At 51.4% G+C, this 18,814-nt stretch carries 18 protein-coding genes and 1 other RNA gene; 8 read left to right on the forward strand and 11 right to left on the reverse strand.

What is annotated here, in order from left to right; translation table 11 throughout:
- Nucleotides 1–29 precede the first annotated feature (29 nt).
- The 3 genes from ynhH (at nt 30) to lpp (ending at nt 2,188) form a co-directional block, all read left to right on the forward strand.
- Nucleotides 30–224, forward strand: a complete 195-nt coding sequence (ynhH, locus tag SK32_RS26590; protein ID WP_245163452.1) for a protein YnhH — start codon at nt 30–32, stop codon at nt 222–224.
- Between the two features lie 7 nt (nt 225–231).
- The gene (gene pykF, locus SK32_RS06550; protein WP_003029366.1) at nt 232–1,644 is read left to right on the forward strand and encodes a pyruvate kinase PykF; all 1,413 of its coding nucleotides are present in this window, start codon (nt 232–234) and stop codon (nt 1,642–1,644) included.
- 307 nt (nt 1,645–1,951) lie between these two features.
- Complete coding sequence (lpp, locus tag SK32_RS06555) at nt 1,952–2,188, forward strand: murein lipoprotein Lpp (protein ID WP_003029373.1); 237 nt, start codon at nt 1,952–1,954, stop codon at nt 2,186–2,188.
- A 68-nt stretch (nt 2,189–2,256) separates the two neighbouring features.
- On the opposite strand, the gene ldtE is transcribed toward lpp, so the two are convergent.
- The 8 genes from ldtE to SK32_RS06595 form a co-directional block, all read right to left on the reverse strand.
- Entirely contained in the window at nt 2,257–3,261 is a 1,005-nt protein-coding gene (gene ldtE / locus SK32_RS06560; RefSeq protein ID WP_048211837.1) for a L,D-transpeptidase LdtE, read from the reverse strand.
- A gap of 123 nt (nt 3,262–3,384) precedes the next feature.
- Nucleotides 3,385–3,801, reverse strand: coding sequence for a cysteine desulfuration protein SufE (gene sufE, locus SK32_RS06565; protein ID WP_048211838.1), 417 nt, complete (start codon nt 3,799–3,801; stop codon nt 3,385–3,387).
- A 12-nt stretch (nt 3,802–3,813) separates the two neighbouring features.
- Nucleotides 3,814–5,034 (reverse strand): cysteine desulfurase SufS, encoded by a 1,221-nt coding sequence (gene sufS / locus SK32_RS06570; RefSeq protein ID WP_048211839.1) that lies wholly within the window; start codon nt 5,032–5,034, stop codon nt 3,814–3,816.
- Nucleotides 5,031–6,302 (reverse strand): Fe-S cluster assembly protein SufD, encoded by a 1,272-nt coding sequence (sufD, locus tag SK32_RS06575; RefSeq protein ID WP_048211840.1) that lies wholly within the window; start codon nt 6,300–6,302, stop codon nt 5,031–5,033. The genes sufS and sufD overlap by 4 nt, the downstream gene beginning before the upstream one ends.
- Complete coding sequence (gene sufC, locus SK32_RS06580) at nt 6,277–7,023, reverse strand: Fe-S cluster assembly ATPase SufC (RefSeq protein ID WP_048211841.1); 747 nt, start codon at nt 7,021–7,023, stop codon at nt 6,277–6,279. Before sufC ends, sufD begins: the two co-directional genes overlap by 26 nt.
- Nucleotides 7,024–7,039: 16 nt before the next feature.
- On the reverse strand, nt 7,040–8,527 hold the full coding sequence (sufB, locus tag SK32_RS06585) for a Fe-S cluster assembly protein SufB (RefSeq protein WP_048211842.1): 1,488 nt from the start codon (nt 8,525–8,527) through the stop codon (nt 7,040–7,042).
- A gap of 8 nt (nt 8,528–8,535) precedes the next feature.
- Nucleotides 8,536–8,904, reverse strand: a complete 369-nt coding sequence (sufA, locus tag SK32_RS06590) for a Fe-S cluster assembly scaffold SufA (RefSeq protein WP_005120243.1) — start codon at nt 8,902–8,904, stop codon at nt 8,536–8,538.
- Nucleotides 8,905–9,395: 491 nt separating this feature from the next.
- Nucleotides 9,396–10,271 carry a LysR family transcriptional regulator gene (locus SK32_RS06595; RefSeq protein ID WP_048211843.1) on the reverse strand — a complete coding sequence of 292 codons (876 nt, stop codon included), beginning with the start codon at nt 10,269–10,271 and terminating at the stop codon, nt 9,396–9,398.
- Between the two features lie 122 nt (nt 10,272–10,393).
- On the opposite strand from SK32_RS06595, the gene SK32_RS06600 reads away from it, so the two are divergent.
- Nucleotides 10,394–11,245 (forward strand): Vmh family MBL fold metallo-hydrolase, encoded by an 852-nt coding sequence (locus tag SK32_RS06600; RefSeq protein ID WP_048211844.1) that lies wholly within the window; start codon nt 10,394–10,396, stop codon nt 11,243–11,245.
- A gap of 70 nt (nt 11,246–11,315) precedes the next feature.
- Here the strand turns inward: SK32_RS06600 and SK32_RS06605 are convergent, their stop codons facing one another.
- From SK32_RS06605 to ydiJ, 3 genes are all read right to left on the reverse strand, one after another.
- Nucleotides 11,316–11,504 (reverse strand): YdiH family protein, encoded by a 189-nt coding sequence (locus SK32_RS06605; RefSeq protein WP_005120249.1) that lies wholly within the window; start codon nt 11,502–11,504, stop codon nt 11,316–11,318.
- A 77-nt stretch (nt 11,505–11,581) separates the two neighbouring features.
- Nucleotides 11,582–11,992, reverse strand: coding sequence for a 1,4-dihydroxy-2-naphthoyl-CoA hydrolase (gene menI, locus SK32_RS06610; protein WP_005120251.1), 411 nt, complete (start codon nt 11,990–11,992; stop codon nt 11,582–11,584).
- Nucleotides 11,989–15,045, reverse strand: coding sequence for a D-2-hydroxyglutarate dehydrogenase YdiJ (gene ydiJ / locus SK32_RS06615; protein WP_048211845.1), 3,057 nt, complete (start codon nt 15,043–15,045; stop codon nt 11,989–11,991). The genes menI and ydiJ overlap by 4 nt, the downstream gene beginning before the upstream one ends.
- A gap of 213 nt (nt 15,046–15,258) precedes the next feature.
- Between ydiJ and ydiK the strand changes: the two genes are divergently transcribed.
- From ydiK to SK32_RS06630, 4 genes are all read left to right on the forward strand, one after another.
- On the forward strand, nt 15,259–16,368 hold the full coding sequence (gene ydiK, locus SK32_RS06620) for an AI-2E family transporter YdiK (RefSeq protein ID WP_048211846.1): 1,110 nt from the start codon (nt 15,259–15,261) through the stop codon (nt 16,366–16,368).
- Between the two features lie 188 nt (nt 16,369–16,556).
- An RNA gene (gene rprA / locus SK32_RS24480) (antisense sRNA RprA) lies at nt 16,557–16,664 on the forward strand.
- A gap of 195 nt (nt 16,665–16,859) precedes the next feature.
- A complete protein-coding gene (locus tag SK32_RS06625; RefSeq protein ID WP_048211847.1) occupies nt 16,860–17,216 on the forward strand; it encodes a YdiL family protein in 357 nt (118 codons plus the stop codon).
- A gap of 146 nt (nt 17,217–17,362) precedes the next feature.
- On the forward strand, nt 17,363–18,583 hold the full coding sequence (locus SK32_RS06630; protein ID WP_048211848.1) for an MFS transporter: 1,221 nt from the start codon (nt 17,363–17,365) through the stop codon (nt 18,581–18,583).
- The last annotated feature ends 231 nt before the right edge of the window (nt 18,584–18,814 follow it).

An 18,814-nucleotide genomic window follows, 5' to 3' on the forward strand; every position in this document is an offset into this window, starting at 1 on the left:
CCAATTGTCTCTTGAATGGTTTCAGCACATTGACCTGTAAAACTCAACGACTACAAAACTCACCATCCCGTTGGGCTGAAACGCAAGCACACATTCCTCTGCACGCTTTATCGATGTCACCTATTCTTAGAGCGAGGCATCACAACTTTCGTAACTCAGGTTTAGCTTTCCATCCGTGCGCGATGGAAGCCAGATTTCCATATCCTTCTCAACTTAAAGACTAAGACTGTCATGAAAAAGACGAAAATTGTTTGCACCATCGGTCCGAAAACCGAATCCGAAGAGATGTTAACCAAAATGCTGGACGCGGGCATGAACGTCATGCGTCTGAACTTCTCCCACGGTGATTACGCAGAACACGGTCAGCGCATCAAGAATTTGCGCAACGTCATGAGCAAAACCGGTAAAAAAGCCGCTATTCTGCTCGACACCAAAGGTCCGGAAATCCGTACCATTAAGCTGGAAGGCGGCAACGACGTTTCTCTGAAAGCGGGCCAGACCTTCACTTTCACTACCGACAAATCTGTTGTGGGCAACAATGAAATCGTTGCTGTTACCTATGAAGGCTTCACTAAAGACCTGTCCGTCGGTAACACCGTTCTGGTCGACGATGGTTTGATCGGCATGGAAGTTACCGCTATCGAAGGTAACAAAGTTATTTGTAAAGTGCTGAACAACGGCGACCTGGGCGAAAACAAAGGCGTTAACCTGCCGGGCGTTTCCATTGCCCTGCCAGCACTGGCTGAAAAAGACAAACAAGACCTGATCTTCGGTTGCGAACAAGGCGTTGACTTCGTTGCAGCCTCCTTTATCCGTAAACGTTCTGACGTCGTTGAAATCCGCGAGCACCTGAAAGCGCACGGCGGCGAAAACATCCAGATCATCTCCAAAATCGAAAACCAGGAAGGCCTGAACAACTTCGACGAAATCCTCGAAGCGTCTGACGGCATCATGGTTGCTCGTGGCGATATGGGCGTTGAGATCCCGGTTGAAGAAGTTATCTTCGCGCAGAAAATGATCATCGAAAAATGTATCCGCGCACGTAAAGTCGTTATCACTGCGACCCAGATGCTGGACTCCATGATCAAAAACCCGCGTCCGACCCGTGCAGAAGCTGGTGACGTTGCTAACGCCATCCTCGACGGTACCGACGCAGTCATGCTGTCTGGTGAGTCTGCAAAAGGTAAATACCCGCTGGAAGCCGTTACCATCATGGCGACCATCTGTGAGCGTACTGACCGCGTGATGACCAGCCGTCTGGACTTCAACAACGACAGCCGCAAACTGCGCATCACCGAAGCCGTTTGCCGTGGCGCGGTTGAAACTGCAGAAAAACTGGATGCTCCGCTGATCGTCGTCGCAACCCAGGGCGGTAAATCTGCTCGCGCAGTACGTAAATACTTCCCGGATGCCACCATCCTGGCGCTGACCACCAACGAAACTACCGCGCGTCAGCTGGTGCTGAGCAAAGGCGTTGTTGCACAGGTGGTTAAAGAAATCAGCTCTACCGATGATTTCTATCGCCTGGGTAAAGAAGTTGCTCTGGAAAGCGGTCTGGCACAGAAAGGTGACGTTGTGGTGATGGTTTCCGGTGCGCTGGTTCCGAGCGGCACCACCAATACGGCATCTGTTCACGTGCTGTAATAATTCCATCGCGAATTAATTTGCTTAAAAAGCGCCCTTGCGGCGCTTTTTTATTTTCTTGATAGCCACGATTAATAAAAAATCAAATCGGATTTCACTATCCAATCCGAGATTATCTAAGATGAATCCGATGGAAGCTTTCTGTTTTCTCACGAGTTTTTAGCTGTTTTTGCACAATTCGATGCTTCTTTGAGCGAACGATCAAAAATAAGTGCATTCCCATCAAAAAAATATTCTCAACATAAAAAACTTTGTGTAATACTTGTAACGCTACATGGAGATTAACTCAATCTAGAGGGTATTAATAATGAATCGTACTAAACTGGTACTGGGCGCGGTAATCCTGGGTTCTACTCTGCTGGCAGGTTGCTCCAGCAACGCTAAAATCGATCAGCTGTCTTCTGACGTTCAGACTCTGAACGCTAAAGTTGACCAGCTGAGCAACGACGTGAACGCAATGCGTTCCGACGTTCAGGCTGCTAAAGATGACGCAGCTCGCGCTAACCAGCGTCTGGACAACGCAGCTACTAAATACCGCAAGTAATAGTATCTGTGTAATAAAAATGGCGCACATTGTGCGCCATTTTTTTTGCTCTGAATTCCCCTTCCCTGTTATTGCGTAGCGCGCACCTCAGCATCTTCTCCCGGCACACCATTTTGCGCAGACTTCACTTCTGGCCCATTGCTCGCGACCGATGCTTGCCCGACAGTGACGGTGACCGGATAACCTGCACGACGATACAACGCCCTTTCCACCAGACTGTTATCCACCGCTTTATTGTCTTTAAACTGGGTAAAGCCTGCTGGTAGCACATACGGCATAGTCTGGACGTTTTGTTCCTCTTCCGGTGACAATGGCCTGTGCACCTCAACATAGCGCATACCATTTGGCTCGACGGCGTACTTTATCGGCTCGTTGATCACTCTGACAGGCGTACCTGGCCGCACCTGCTCGAACAACGCTTTGATGTCCGGTGCATTCATGCGAATACAGCCGGAACTCACACGCAAGCCCACGCTGTCCGGCGCGCTGGTGCCATGGATCAGGTATTCACCGTTTCCATGCGCCAGACGCAGTGCAAAGCGCCCTAACGGATTATTTGGCCCCGCAGGCACTACCGGCGGTAATGTTATGCCGCGCTCCAGAGAGCGTTTACGGATGCCCGGAGTAGGGGTCCAGGTCGGATTGGGGATTTTCTGACCAACCCGCGTTTCCATTACCGGCGTTTCCAGCCCCTGCAAACCGATACCAATCGGGAATACCTGAACACTATTCTCTCCCGGCGGGAAGTAATACAGACGCAGTTCCGCCAGATTCACAATAATGCCTTCGCGTGGCGCATCTGGCAGCAATAATTGCGAGGGAATAGTGATCAGCGTTCCGGGTTTAGGGACGGGGGCAATAGTATTATTGGCTTCAAGGATCAGCATTGCGGCGGTATCAAACTTACGGGCAATCGCCTGTAGGTTTTTATCGCCTTCCTGCACGGTGTAGGTTTGATTTTGCCCGACAAGACGGCTGTTAGCCTGTGGCAAAGGATAATCGACCGCCCAGGCGGCCTGAATAGCGCTGTAGGCGCCGATCAGCATTAACGTAATAACAGACGCGCGTTTCATACTCACTCACCCCCCTGGCGTTGTTGCCGGATGACGGCAAACGTCCGATCCGGCCTACGAGTCATTGCGATGCCTTGCACGGAATCATTCCAGTCAGCCTGAAAGATGACGTGTTTTATCAGTTTAGCTAAGAGTTGCGGCTTTGGTGCGGATCGCCCGTATCATCGCTTCCAGTCCCTGTGAACGTGAAGGTGTGAGATGCTGTGCGAGCGCCATTTTTTCGAACCACGGACGCACATCAAAATTCACAATATCCTGAGCCGTCATCCGGTCATACAAAATGAAGACGACGGCGATAAGTCCTTTCACAATTGCCGCATCACTGTCGCCCTGTAATTCAATAATACCTTCAGCATTCTGCCGCATAACAATCCATACCTGACTTTGACATCCCTGAATGCTATTTTCCGGGCAGCGATCGTCGGCAGTTAATTCCGGCAGGCGCTGACCCAGTTCAATGATGTACAGGTATTTCTCTTCCCAATTAGCGCAACGCAGAAAATTACGCAACAGTTTTTCTTTATCCGGTAGCGCAGCCATAATGCCTCCCTGTTATCCCAGCAAGTGATGAATACGCTTGAGGCCCGTTACCAGGCGATCCACTTCTTCATGGGTGTTATACATGGCAATGGAAGCCCGGCACATCGCGGGAACGTGATAATAAGCCATCAATGGCATAGCGCAGTGATGCCCAGTCCGCACTGCAATTCCATAGTTATCAAGAAAGCTACCGACGTCATACGCGTGATGTTTGCCGAGGTTAAACGCAATCACGCCCAGACGGTTTTCCGGGCCGTAGAGCGTCAGATCAGGTACCTCCGCCAGTTGCTCCAGCGCATAGCGCATCATGAACTGTTCATATTCGCTGATTTCACTAAGACCCAACGCGCTAACATATTCAATGGCCGCTCCCAGACCGATAATCCCTCCGGTGTTCGGCGTTCCGGCTTCAAACCGCCAGGGGGCTTTAGCCCACGTCGTTCCCTGGCTCAGACTGACGGTTGCTATCATCGAGCCACCGCCTTCCCACGGTGGCATTTCCTGCAGCAGCGACTCTCTGGCATACAACACGCCAATGCCGGTGGGTCCATACAGCTTATGTCCGGAGAAGACATAAAAGTCGCAATCCAGCGCCTGCACGTCCACCGGGTGGTGCATGACCGCCTGCGCGCCGTCTACCAGCACTTTTGCGCCGTACTGATGCGCCAGCGCGATCATCTCCGGCAGCGGATTTTCAGTGCCCAGCACATTAGATACGTGGGTAATGGCCAACAGTTGCGTACGGTCATCAAACAGCGTCGATAGCGTTTCCAGTTGCAACGTCCCGTCGGCATTCAGTGGGATAACACGCAGTTCCGCACCTACACGGGCGCACAGCATCTGCCAGGGGACAATATTGGCGTGGTGTTCCATTTCACTGATGATGATGTTATCACCCGCCCGAACATTGCTATTGCCCCAGCTGTTCGCCACCAGGTTGATGCCCTCCGTCGTACCGCGGACAAACACCAGCTCTTCGGCTGAACGCGCGTTAATAAACAATGACGCCAGCTTACGGACATTCTCCATTTTTTCCGTTGCCTGAGCGCTGAGCGTATGAATCCCCCGATGGACAGCCGCATAGCCATGCCGATAAAACTCTGCCTCGGCATCAATCACCTGGTTGGGCTTTTGCGCACTGGCAGCACTGTCGAGGTAAGCCAGCGGTAAGCCGTTGACCTCACGCGTCAGGACCGGAAAATCGGCCCGTACTTTTTCAATGGGAAATGTCATGCTACGCCTCCCGGCAGACGTTGGGCTATCCGCGCCAGTACCTGTTGTTTCAGCGTTTCATCGCTCAGAGCTTCCGTCAGTTCAGCGGCAAACGCGTAGAGAATCATCTGTTGGGCATCCTGCTGGCCAATCCCACGCGAACGCAGATAGAACATCTGTTCATCGTCGATCCGCCCTACCGTCGCCCCGTGGCTGCATTTCACGTCATCAGCGTAGATTTCCAGTTGCGGCCTGGTATCCACTTCCGCCAGTTTACCGAGCAGCAAATTATTGTTGGTCATCTGACCATCGGTTTTAATGGCATGCTGCGCCACGTTAATCAGGCCATTAAACACCGCCCGGCCTTTATCGCTGACAATCGTTTTATGTAACTGGCGGCTGTTGCAATACCCCTTATTGTGTTCAAGCCAGGTTCGGGTATCGCAGACTTCATTTTTCACCGGCATCGCCAGGCTGTTAAGGCGCAGTGTGCTGTTCTCCCCATTAAGCTGGGTACTGGTGTTATGGCGTAATACCGCACCACCGAGTAAGAAGCTGTAGCTCACCGCCGTCGCATCTGCCCCTAACTGGATATCGTTATGCGCGAAATGGTGGCTAACCGGATTCTCAAACGCCAGTTTGATATGGTGAAAATGGGCATTTGCCGCCACGTTCATCGTTAAGCGTGCACCGGTAAAATGTCGATGCGCATTCAGGCTAACATAGTGCTCAATGACGGTAGCCTCTGCACCTTCGGCCAGTTCAAGATGGTGACGATAGTGCGCGGTATTCACCTCATCACCTGCCAGCCCCTGGGTGATGTGCATCAACAGCAGCGGTTTCGCTGGACGTTGATATCGTTTGACCTGAATGTGCGTGACGCTGCGTGAGAGGCTTTCGGTCAGATGCAGGAACACCTCTGGCTGGATAGCCGCAGGGAGCGCCTGACGCGCATCATCAACGGTAATGTCAAAACCGCTACCTTCTGTGCTGTCGCTCAGCGTTGGAGAGAATTGCCCGTCGACAAATACCAGTCGTATGGCATCAATAGTCGGTGCCAACGCTTCACACTGGGCTGACGTTATCTCAGCAACATCACTGACAAACTGGCTGTTGGTTAACCCTTCCAGCGGCGTGTATTTCCAGTCCTCATGTTTACGCGTCGGCAACCCCAGCCGCAACATCTGTTGCAGGTGTTGTTGCGCATGCTGTGAGCGACGCTCACCCTGCGCTTCAAACAGATGATGCCACTGCTGGAGCACATTACTGCTGTTCACTAAGCCAGCCATACCCTTGCTCCTCCAGCTGTTTAACCAACGTAAAATCACCGGACTTCACAATGCGCCCCTGGTAGAGAACGTGGACGTAATCGGGTTTGATATAGTCGAGGATTCGCTGGTAGTGGGTGACGATAATAAATGAGCGTTGCCCGTCGCGTAGCGAGTTCACGCCGTCTGCGACGATTTTCAGCGCATCGATATCCAGCCCGGAGTCCGACTCATCCAGAATGCACAACTGAGGCTCCAGTACCGCCATTTGCAAAATGTCATTACGCTTTTTCTCTCCGCCGGAGAAGCCCACGTTGACCGAACGGGTGAGCAAATCTTCCGGCATCTTCAGCAACGCAATTTTTTCTTCCATCAGATCCTGGAAGTCAAACCTGTCCAGCGACTCTTCGCCACGGTAGCTGCGCACAGCATTCAGTGCCGTTTGCAGGAAAAACTGATTACTGACGCCGGGGATTTCTACCGGATACTGAAATGCCATAAAGATGCCTTCACCGGCACGGTCTTCCGGTGACAGTTCCAGTAAATCCTTACCGTTGAATTCTACCGTCCCGCCAGTGACTGCATAATCTTCTCGTCCGGCGAGTGTCGCAGACAACGTGCTTTTCCCGGAACCGTTCGGCCCCATAATGGCGTGGACTTCTCCGGGGCGAATCTCAAGACTCAGCCCACGCAGTATCGCCTTATCTTCCACACTGACCTGTAAATCTTTAATGGTTAACATGTGCTTTCCTTAAATTTTAGCCGACGCTGTGTTCAAGACTTATGGCGAGAAGTTTTTGCGCTTCCACAGCAAATTCCAGCGGCAGCTCAGAGAACACGTCTTTACAGAAACCATTGACGATCATCGAGATAGCATCTTCTTCGCTGATGCCACGTTGCAGGCAGTAAAACAGCTGGTCTTCGCCAATGCGCGAGGTCGTCGCTTCATGTTCAAGCTGAGCGCTGTTGTTACGGCACTCCACATACGGGAAGGTATGCGCCCCACAGTCCGCCCCGATCAGCATCGAATCACATTGGGTATAGTTGCGGGCGTTAGTGGCGGTAGGCATAATTTTCACTAAGCCGCGGTAGCTGTTCTGGCTATGTCCGGCAGAAATCCCTTTCGAGATAATGGTCGATTTCGTGTTCTTGCCAATGTGGATCATTTTGGTGCCGGTATCGGCCTGCTGATGACCGCTGGTCAGCGCAACGGAGTAGAATTCGCCGATCGAATTATCACCACGCAAAATGCAGCTCGGGTACTTCCAGGTAATGGCAGAACCGGTCTCTGACTGCGTCCATGACATTTTGCTGTTTTCGCCTTCACATAGCGCACGTTTGGTCACGAAATTCAGGATGCCGCCGGTATTGCCATCGCCGGGGAACCAGTTTTGTACCGTTGAATACTTCACCTCAGCATCTTTATGGATGATCACCTCAACCACCGCCGCATGCAGTTGGTAACTGTCACGCACCGGTGCCGAACAACCTTCGATATAGCTGACGTAACTCCCCTCATCCGCCACCAGAATCGTGCGTTCAAACTGTCCGGTTTTTTCTGCATTGATACGGAAATAGGTCGACAGTTCCATTGGGCAACGCACGCCTTTCGGCACATAAATAAACGTGCCGTCTGATGCTACCGCCGCATTCAGCGCGGCAAAGAAATTGTCATTCCCCGGGACGACGGTACCGAGGTATTTTTTTACCAGTTCAGGATGATCGTGGATGGCTTCGCCGAACGAGCAGAAAATAACACCCTGTTCCGCCAGCTTATCGCGGTAGGTCGTTGCGACTGACACCGAATCGAAAATGGCATCCACCGCCACCTCTTTGCCTTCACGGACCGGTACGCCAAGCTGCTCGAACGCGTCCTCAACCTCTTTGCTTAAAAATGCATTCGCGCCCGTTTGTTGCACCGCTCCCGGTTCAGAGGCGCAGGTTTCATCACAATTACCGCAAGAAGGTGCAGAGTAATAGCTGTAATCCTGGTAGTTCAGTTTGTCATAGTGCGCTTTTAGCCAGTGTGGTTCTTCCATCGTCAGCCACGCGTTAAACGCATTCAGACGGAATTCCAGCATCCAGTCGGGTTCATTTCGTTTTGCCGAAATCGCGCGCACGACCTCTTCGTTGATCCCTTTGGCCAGCTCATCGGTTTTGAGTTGGGTAAAGAACCCCTCTTTGTAATTGAGGTGCCCGCCAGCCCAGGTGTTGACATCGTCAGTTGCTTCAGTATTACGAGACATAGTACCGCCTATACCCCAAAGCTTTCGCCACAGCCACATTCGTTCTGGGCTTTCGGGTTATGAAATTTAAATAACTGATTTAATCCTTCACGCACGAAATCGACTTCAGTTCCATCGATAAACGGCATCGCCTGTAACGGGACATAAAGTCTGGCGCCCTCTGTTTCAAAGAGCAGATCGTCTTTCTCAGGTTGCTTGACGGTGTCCAGCACATAGCCAAATCCCGCGCACCCGGTTTGTTTCACGCCTAACCGCACACCCAACATATCGGGTTGCCTTGCCACCAGTTCACGGATATGCGCCGCTGCCGCTGGCGTTAACGTCAGCCCGCGCCACGCAAAATCGTTGGGATTAAATGTTCCTGAATGCAATTCCATAGGGTTACCTCGAGTCACTAGCTTTTAAGCTATAACACCATGTTAGTGATAATGATTATCACTTCAACCCCTCAACAGCAGGGGCATTCGGGTTAACCGCCCTTTTTGACGACTTTTATTAAGCATAGACCCTGCGGCGAGGGTTAACAGGGATGGATTTTTTTATTCAATACATTGATTAATAATAGATTATGAATGTGTAATCGTTCCGGCAGGTCAAATGCTAAAAGATGTATAGATAATGTCTATTTAAGGGATAGGTGGGGATGACTACGGGGGAGCAATACGGCCCAAAGCGCATGTGGGCCATAAAAAACCCTTAAGTCTGCTTGCTGGCAGGCTTAAGGGTTCCGGCCCCATCCGGCGCTTATCTCCGGCACTCACAATGGCTTAGCTCTTGAAGGGGCGATCAGAAGAATCTCATACACTGATAAATTTTTTTTAACACAAATTGCGCTTTGACTATTTGATAAACACACTCAATCACATAGTTAGCACTGTGTCTCATTCAGTGCGTCCAGCAACAGTCGCAACCCCGCAGGCTGGTGATCGCGGGAAAGATATAAACCATAAATCGGCAGGCGTTTAGGCTGTAGTTGGGGTAGAAGTCGTATTAATCTCCCCTGCGCCAGCCCTTCTCTCGCCTCCTGCTCAGGTACCAACGCAATCCCCATCCCCGCCAGGGCGGATTCACATAGCAGTGACGAGATACCGGCGCTTAAATTACCTTTAATGGCCACAGTGACAGCTTGCCCTTGCGCATCCAGAAAATGCCATGACTTTCCGGCGAATCCGCTGTAATAAAGGCAATTATGCTGCGCAAGATCGTCGACGTTTTTTGGGATGCCATGCTGGTTAAGATAATCCACGGAGGCACATAACACCGATTCACAATCCCCTAAGCGCCGGGCAATCGTTCCGGGTTCGGGGTTTTCCGTGATGCGGATCGCCACATCGATACGCTCTCCAACCAGGCTTACCGGTTGATTGTTGATCTCAACTTCAATGCGGAGGTCAGGATAGCGAGCAAGAAACGCGGGCAGCACCGGCGCCAGAATATGTATGGCGGTAAAATGTGCACACGCCACACGTAGCGTGCCCGATGGAGTTTGCGCGAGCCCGGCGGCACCGATATCTCGCGAAAGCTGTGCCAGGGTGCGGGTTTTCACCAATGCCTCTTCACCGGCAGGCGTGATTGTCAAGCGCCGTGACGAACGATGGATAAGCCGCGCCCCGGTCCACTTTTCCATCTCATCCAGATAGCGACTGACCATCGGCCGGGAAAGCCCCAGCGCGCGCGCGGCGGCACTCAAACTGCCTAAATCACAGATATGGTTAAAAACTGTTGCCGCCATGACTCTGTCCATTGCATCCCATCCGATCGTTTTATGAAACTCAGCATGTCCTGATATGGGAATTCTAACAGATCCGAATTTCCTTAAAATACGGGAACGATCAAAAGACAATGTCCTGCACAAGGTTCCCCGTTATGAAAATCAATACACTGGCTATGCTGTTACCCCTGTTTGCCTCTTCGGCATTTGCCGCTCCACTACAGTTGGATGTCTACAATCCGCAGGAAAAGGCTATTTTCCCGGTCTCTTCTACGCTGGTGTCCGGCCCGAAAGAAGCGATTTTGTTTGATGCCCAATTCAGCACCAAAGACAGTGAAAAACTGGTGCAACTGATTCGCACCAGCGGTAAGACGCTGAAAGCCATTGTGATCACGTCTGGCGATCCGGATTTCTACTTTGGCCTTGAGCCACTTGTCAAAGCCTTCCCCGGTGTAAAAGTGTTGGCTACGCCGCACGTGGTGGATCATATTCGTGCCACCAAAGAAGCCAAATTACAGTTCTGGGGCCCACAGATGAAAGATGGCGCGCCAACATCGCTCACTGTACCGCAGGCCACCACGCAAACACGCTTTACGGTTGATGGCGAAACGCTGGAATTACGCCATCCTAATGACTATGCGGCGTATGTCTGGATCCCGGCGAACCGCGCCATCATTGGCGGAACCGGTATCGCTTCAGGTATTCACGTCTGGGCAGCGGACACGCAGTCATCGGCAGAGCGCACGGCATGGCGAAACGTGCTGAGTGAAATGCAGCAATTACATCCCACTCAGGTGATTCCCGGTCATTATATTGGTGAACGCCCGACGGGTGATAAAGCGATTCACTTCACCCAGGATTATTTGCAGTCGTTTGAGCAGGCGCTGGGCGCGAAAAAAGGTTCAGCCTACGTGATAAAAACAATGACCGCAGCATGGCCGGGCCTTGCAGACGAAAGCTCTCTGGAGCTGAGTGCGAAAGTGAATACCGGTGAGATGAAGTGGTAAACAAGGTTTAAGGCAAAAAATAACCCCGAACACATGTGTCGGGGTTTTTATTACGACAGGCATACCGGAATCAATGAACGCCCAGGCGCCAGGCAAAATAGATCTCTTCTTTCAGTTCAGTCGAAGAGAGCGTTAATAAATCGGCAAACTCCAGCTCTAATTGTTTCAATCTTTTCAGGTACTGAGCTGGTGAAAGATCGGTTTTATCACGACGTAAAAATTCTATTGCCAGTTGGGCCGGGTCTAATTGGGTAGACATATCATCCTCGCTTGTGTTCAGAACCTGCACAGTATAACACCATTACCTGCGCAGATAATGACCAAACTCAACATGCATCACAAAATAGCGGTCGTCAGTCGCGAGGTGCAGCATAACCGACCCTGCTCATCAAAGATCTCGATTTGCCACACCTGATGACGTGAACCGGTATGCACAGGGCTGCACACCCCTCTGACGAGCCCTTCACGTGCAGAACGAACGTGGTTGGCGTTAATCTCAAGGCCCACCACTTTTTGAGTGCCCATCGTACACAGATATCCAGCCACCGAGCCAATGCTCTCAGCCAGCACGACAGACGCCCCGCCGTGCAGCAAACCAAAGGGTTGTTTGGTGCGATGATCCACGGGCATTGTGGCTTCCAGAGTATTGTCGCCGATATGCACAAAACGAATATCGAGCAGCCCGACCATATTTCCTTCACCCATGGCGTTGAGCGCCTCGAGTGTGACTTCACGTTTCCAGATCATCCTATAATCTCCAGTAATGCCTGTAATGGGTGGCGAACGCCTGTGCCTTCTACGCGTTTAACCTGGCTTCGACATGAATACCCGGCAGCCAGACAACGGTTACGCGGCAATCGTTGCATTGCCTGGTGCCATGATAACTCATAGATCCCCAGTGAGTTCTGATGATTCTTCACTTCGTGACCATAGGTACCCGCCATCCCGCAGCACCCCACGCTGACGTTTTCCAGTTTGGCCCCAAACCGGGCAAAAATCGCGGCCCACTGCGCAGGCGCTCCCGGCAGAGCGGTCACTTCGGTACAGTGTCCGAAGAAGTACCACGGTTCGCCACCGATAGCGACCGGCGGTTGTGACGCCAGTACAGCCGATAACCACTCATTGACCAGTAAGACATGGAAATCACCGCGCTGCTCGCCGAGCGCCAGCGTGTATTCATCGCGATAACATAGCACCAGCGCCGGATCGACACCGACCATTGGGATATTCAGCTTTGCCACCCGGTTGAGGAATTCAGCGGTCTTTTTCGCCGTTTTTGCAAACCGGTTTAAAAAGCCCTTTATATGCTGCGCTTTGCCGTTAGGCGAGAATGGCAACAACACCGGCTGCAAACCCAATTTTTCTACCAGTCGGATGAAATCAGCCACTACCTGTGCATCGTAATAGCTGGTGAAAGGGTCCTGCACCACCAGCACCGTACGTGCTTTTTGCTCCTGGCTGAGAGCTTCAAGCTGTTCCAGCGTCATATTGGCCGAACGATGCCCGACCAGCTGTCGTTGTAATGATGGTGCAGACAACAGCGGCAAATCCACCATGCCGATGTGTTTTTTAGCCAGATTACGTACCAGTGGTTGATTGATGAAAAAGTTGAACGTTTTAGGTGCGCGCGCCATCAGCGGTGCATAACTCTCAACGGTGGCGACCATGTGATCGCGAAGCGGGCGCAGATAGCGCGTGTGATACAGCTGCAGGAAGCGCGAGCGGAATTCCGGAACGTCAATTTTTATCGGGCACTGCGTAGAACAGGCTTTACATGCCAAACACCCGGACATCGCCTCTTTCACTTCATGCGAGAAATCATACTCGCCCTTACGTGCATGCCAGCTGTTCCGGGTTCGGGCGATTAGCGTACGTAAACTGGCACGTTTTTCTGGCAACTCTTTTTCCAGTTTCACGGGGTCGATCCCACGATCGGCCAACAGGCGCAACCATTCCCGTACCAGCGTTGCCCGCCCTTTTGGCGAGTGAATGCGATTGAGGCTAATTTTCATCGACGGACACATCGGGCTTTTGGCATCGAAGTTAAAGCATAACCCGTTGCCGTTACACTCCATTGCCCCACGCCACTCCTGTCGAACGGCCAGCGGGATTTGACGATCGTAAGTCCCACGTTTAACCGCATCCACTTTCATCATTGGCGCATCGATGGCTTCCGGAGGGCAAATTTTCCCCGGATTGAGCCGGTTTTGCGGATCAAACGCCGACTTCACTTTGCGCAGTTCGCGATACAGTTCCTCGCCAAAGAATGCCGGACTGTACTCAGCACGGAAACCTTTCCCGTGTTCGCCCCATAGCAGACCACCGTATTTGGCCGTCAGCGCCACCACATCATCAGAGATGCGTTTCATCAGCACTTCTTGTTGCGGATCGCACATATCCAGCGCGGGTCTGACGTGCAGCACCCCGGCATCCACGTGACCAAACATGCCATAGCTCAGGCCATGACTATCGAGTAGCGCACGGAACTCGGCAATATAGTCGGCCAGGTGTTCCGGCGGTACGCAGGTATCTTCGGCAAACGGAATCGGCTTCGCAGAGCCTTTGGCATTACCCAGCAGACCAACGGCCTTTTTCCGCATGGCGTAGATGCGCTCGACACCAGCTAGTTCGGTACACAGCTGCCAGCCAATTACGCCGGCTTCCTGCCGGGCAATTAGCCCGTCCAGACGTTCACACAGCGCACTGACCTGAGAATCAATTAATGCTTCATCGTCACCAGCAAACTCGACGATATTCAGCCCGAGCATCTCTTTATCCGGGACATCGGTAATCAATTCGCTGACGGAGTGCCAGACAATATCTTCACGCGCCAGATTAAGCACTTTTGAATCGACGGTTTCGACCGACAGCGCGCGCGCTTCCACCATCACTGGCGCATTACGCAATGCAGAGTCAAACGAATCGTATTTGACGTTGACCAGTCGCCGAACTTTAGGCAGCGGCGTGATATCAAGGCGGGCTTCGGTGATAAAGGCCAGCGTACCTTCGGACCCCGTAAGGATGCGGGTTAAATCAAACTCGGTCATCTCATCATTGAAGACGTGCCGCAGGTCGTAGCCGGTTAAAAAGCGATTGAGCTTTGGAAACTTGTCAATGATCAACTGTCGGTTCTCACGACACCGTTCATAAACCGTCTTATAGATGCGCCCAATCGCCGTATTGTTTTTACCGAGCATTTCGGCAAATTCAACCGGCATCGGCTGGGTATCGAGAATATCCCCGCCCATCAATACCGCGCGAATACCCAGCACGTGATCGGAGGTTTTACCGTAGACCAGCGAACCTTGCCCGGAAGCGTCGGTGTTGATCATTCCCCCCAACGTCGCCCGGTTACTGGTGGACAATTCAGGCGCAAAGAAATAGCCGTAGGGTTTCAGATATTGGTTAAGCTGATCTTTTATCACCCCCGCCTCTACCCGCACCCAACCTTCCTGCACATTGATTTCAATGATGCGGCTCATGTAACGGGACATATCAACAATAATGCCCTGATTAAGCGCCTGCCCGTTGGTGCCTGTGCCGCCGCCGCGAGGGGTAAAAATCAACGACGAAAAGAGCGGTTCTGACGCCAGGCGGGCAATAAGCGCCACATCAGCCGTCGAACGAGGGAAAACCACGGCATCAGGCAGAAGCTGATAGATACTGTTATCCGTCGACATTGTCAGACGATCGGCATAGCTCGTTGCCGTATCGCCCGTGAACCCTTGCTGCTCCAGCGCCTGCAAAAAATTGAGCACCAGTTGAACGACACCTGGCGCCTGAGAAATTTGTGGAATCATTATAGTGACCCTTTCCTGCGGTCTGTGTTGTGAATTTAATCGTTTGCGTGTTGCTTTGTTTGTTGTATCACATTTTTTTCTAATACGCTCAGCAGATTTACAGGCAGAATCCGCCTGTTCAAAACCGCTGAAATTGCTCATCATTATAGAGTGTGATTAACGTGTTCACGTCGCGTCAACGTTCTGACGCAAAGACAAAGGTGAAAAGTATTTATGGTAAATTTCCGTCAGCCCAGGGATATTGCACAAGTGCTGCTATCGGTGCTGTTTTTAGCCATCATGATTGTGGCCTGTCTCTGGATTGTGCAACCCTTTATCCTCGGTTTTGCCTGGGCAGGTACGGTGGTCATTGCGACCTGGCCCATCCTGATACGTATACAAAAATTGCTGTGGGGACGCCGTTCGCTGGCCGTGCTGGTGATGACCCTGTTGTTAGTTCTGTTATTTATTATTCCTATCGCTCTGTTGGTCAACAGCATCGTTGATGGCAGTGGTCCCCTGATTCATGCCGTTACCGCCGGTGATATGACGCTGCCGGATCTGGCGTGGTTAAACAGTATTCCTCTGGTGGGTGCCAAACTCTATGGCGCATGGCACAGCCTGTTGGATATGGGCGGTTCGGCTATCATGGCTAAGGTTCGTCCCTATATCGGTACCACAACCACCTGGTTTGTTGGTCAGGCCGCGCATATTGGCCGCTTTATGATGCACTGTGGCTTGATGTTGCTATTCAGCGCCCTGCTGTACTGGCGCGGTGAGCAGGTGGCGCTAGGCATTCGCCACTTCGCCTGCCGTCTTGCATCAAAACGCGGTGACGCGGCAATCCTGTTGGCAGCACAGGCCATTCGTGCGGTTGCATTAGGCGTGGTCGTCACCGCGCTGGTACAGGCCGTCCTCGGCGGTATTGGTCTGGCGGTAACGGGGGTACCTTACGCGACGCTACTGGCGGTGTTGATGATCCTCTCCTGTCTGGTGCAACTGGGGCCTTTACCGGTGCTGATTCCGGCCATTATCTGGCTTTACTGGACAGGTGATTCTACCTGGGGCACGGTGCTGTTGGTGTGGAGTGGCGTGGTCGGAACACTGGATAACGTTATTCGTCCCATGCTGATCCGTATGGGGGCTGATTTGCCGTTGATCCTTATTCTTTCCGGGGTTATCGGCGGGTTGATTGCATTCGGTATGATTGGTCTGTTTATCGGCCCAGTGGTACTGGCTGTTTCATGGCGCCTGTTCTCCGCATGGGTCAATGAAGCCCCTGCACCGGGCACTGACCCGGATAAAATTCTCGAAGAAATCGCTGAAATCGAAAGCAATAAGTAATCCGGCATCAGGCGGCAACATTGCCGCCTGATTGTTTACTATTGCTGATAAATACATCGCGGCTCCCCGAACCAAACCCAACTCCAGCGCTGTGGGAATACTCATTTATGTCGCAAATTCTTTACAGTTTTTAAACTATTGAGATGAATCTGATCGACGTGAAAAACCAGCATGCCTACTATTACCCCAAGGCTTTAGATCAACACATTGATTTATAAGCATGGAAATCCCCTGAGTGAAACAACGAATTGCTGTGTGTAGTCTTTGCCCATCTCCCACGATGGGCTTTTTTTTATCCTGCATTTCCACGTCCCATCACGGCCTACATCACATCAGCTAGCCAATTGTTTTATTTCACTCTCACGCCAAATGCACCAACTTCACAGATTAATAACAAATAATATTGCACAAGATACTGTGACTCTCTTCAAGCCGAAATATCCACAACAATGCTATTACTATTCCACCGTCTTTTATTAAGTGATCAAATAATGAACGCATTAGAATTGCAGGCTATCCGCCATATTTTTGCTATGACGGTAGAAGAAAGCGCCGCGTATATCGCGCGTGATGGCGACATTGTTGCCTGGCAACAATGGGAAAGTGGGGAAAAAGAAATCCCGGAAAACATCGCGTGCATTTGTGCAGAAATGAAAGCCAAGAGAAAGTTAAGAATTAACGCGATCATCGAAAAAATAAATAATCGTATTGGTAATAACACAATGCGTTTTTTCCCCGATCTGGTTTCTTTTCAGGCAGTTTATAACCACGACAATTTTCTCGACTGGAAAATCTACCAATCTGCTGCAGTGGAACTCTATGCACACAACCTCGAGCGTTTGTGTTAGGCGGTCATAACGCCAGCACTACGTTGCAACACGGGCACCCGACATTATGCCCTCGCTCACGCGCAGTCTGCATACTATTTGGGCTAACACGCCCTACGCGACACAAAATACAACATCCATTTAGCCTCTTCGCCGAGTAACACATTATGAAAAACACCTATTTCTCTACTGCGATAGGGCTGTACCTTAATTACCTGGTACACGGTATGGGGGTCATTCTGATGTCCCTCAATATGTCCTCACTTGAACAGCAGTGGCAAACCAATGCCGCGGGGGTCTCGATTGTCATCTCCTCCCTTGGTATCGGTCGGTTAAGCGTCTTATTAGTTGCAGGCATGCTGTCCGATCGCTATGGGCGCAGACCGTTTATCATTTTTGGCATGATCTGCTACCTCATCTTCTTTTTTGGCATCATCAATACTCACAGCATTGTGATTGCCTACGCCTTTGGTTTTTTAGCGGGAATGGCAAACAGTTTTCTTGATGCCGGAACCTACCCCAGCCTGATGGAAGCCTTCCCCCGTTCACCCGGCACCGCCAATATCCTGATTAAAGCCTTTGTGTCCAGCGGCCAGTTTCTGTTGCCGATGGTTATCAGCCTGCTGGTGTGGGCTGAACTCTGGTTTGGCTGGTCTTTCTTGCTGGCGGCGGGAATTATGGCGGTCAACGGCATATTTTTGTTTCGCTGCCGCTTCCCTGCACATCCGGGGCCGAAGCATTCCATCATGCCATCATCCTCTTTACAGGAACCTATTCAGCCGAAGCATGGTTGTTCCCTTCTCGATCTGGGGAGTTACACCCTGTATGGCTATATCTCGATGGCCACATTTTATCTGGTTAGCCAGTGGCTGGCACAGTATGGTCAGTTTGTCGCCGGTATGCCGTATACGTTATCTATCAAGCTGTTAAGTATTTACACCTGTGGTTCTCTGCTGTGCGTATTCATTACTGCTCCCCTGGCGAGAAAAGCGGGTCGTGCCACGTCTCTGTTGATGCTGTACACCTTTATCTCCTTTGTCGCGCTGCTGGCAGTTTGCCTGCATCCAACGACCTGGGTCGTGATTACATTCGCCTTTGTCATCGGGTTCTCATCAGCCGGAGGCGTCGTGCAAATCGGTCTAACGCTAATGGCCGCTCGCTTCCCGCAGGCGAAAGGTAAAGCTACCGGTATTTACTACAGCGCGGGCAGTATCGCGACCTTCACGATCCCACTGATTACCGCCAGGCTCTCCGAAACCAGTATTGCGCACATCATGTGGTTTGATGCGGGTATCGCTGCGTTCGGTTTCCTGTTGGCACTGTTTATTGGTTATCGCAGCCGGCTTGCAGCAAAGCGTCAGTTAAACATGGCACCACTCGCACAATAACGCGGGTGCAATATTGTTCCCCTCTTCTGCAAAATAATTGGACGTATTTTTAAAATAACGGCAAAACGTCGGTCTGACGAATTAGGTTTCACAGTTTGATATGCAATATACCTGGTAACTTAAACGCCATGCTATGTAGGTACAATAACTACTGCCCGGTATATTAATCACAAGGTCGCCGAAATTTAAACTACACCGACGAGCACAGAATAATTTTAAAATCCGCAAGGA

The sequence above is a fragment of the Citrobacter sp. MGH100 genome (assembly GCF_001034465.1).
Classification (GTDB): domain Bacteria; phylum Pseudomonadota; class Gammaproteobacteria; order Enterobacterales; family Enterobacteriaceae; genus Citrobacter; species Citrobacter youngae.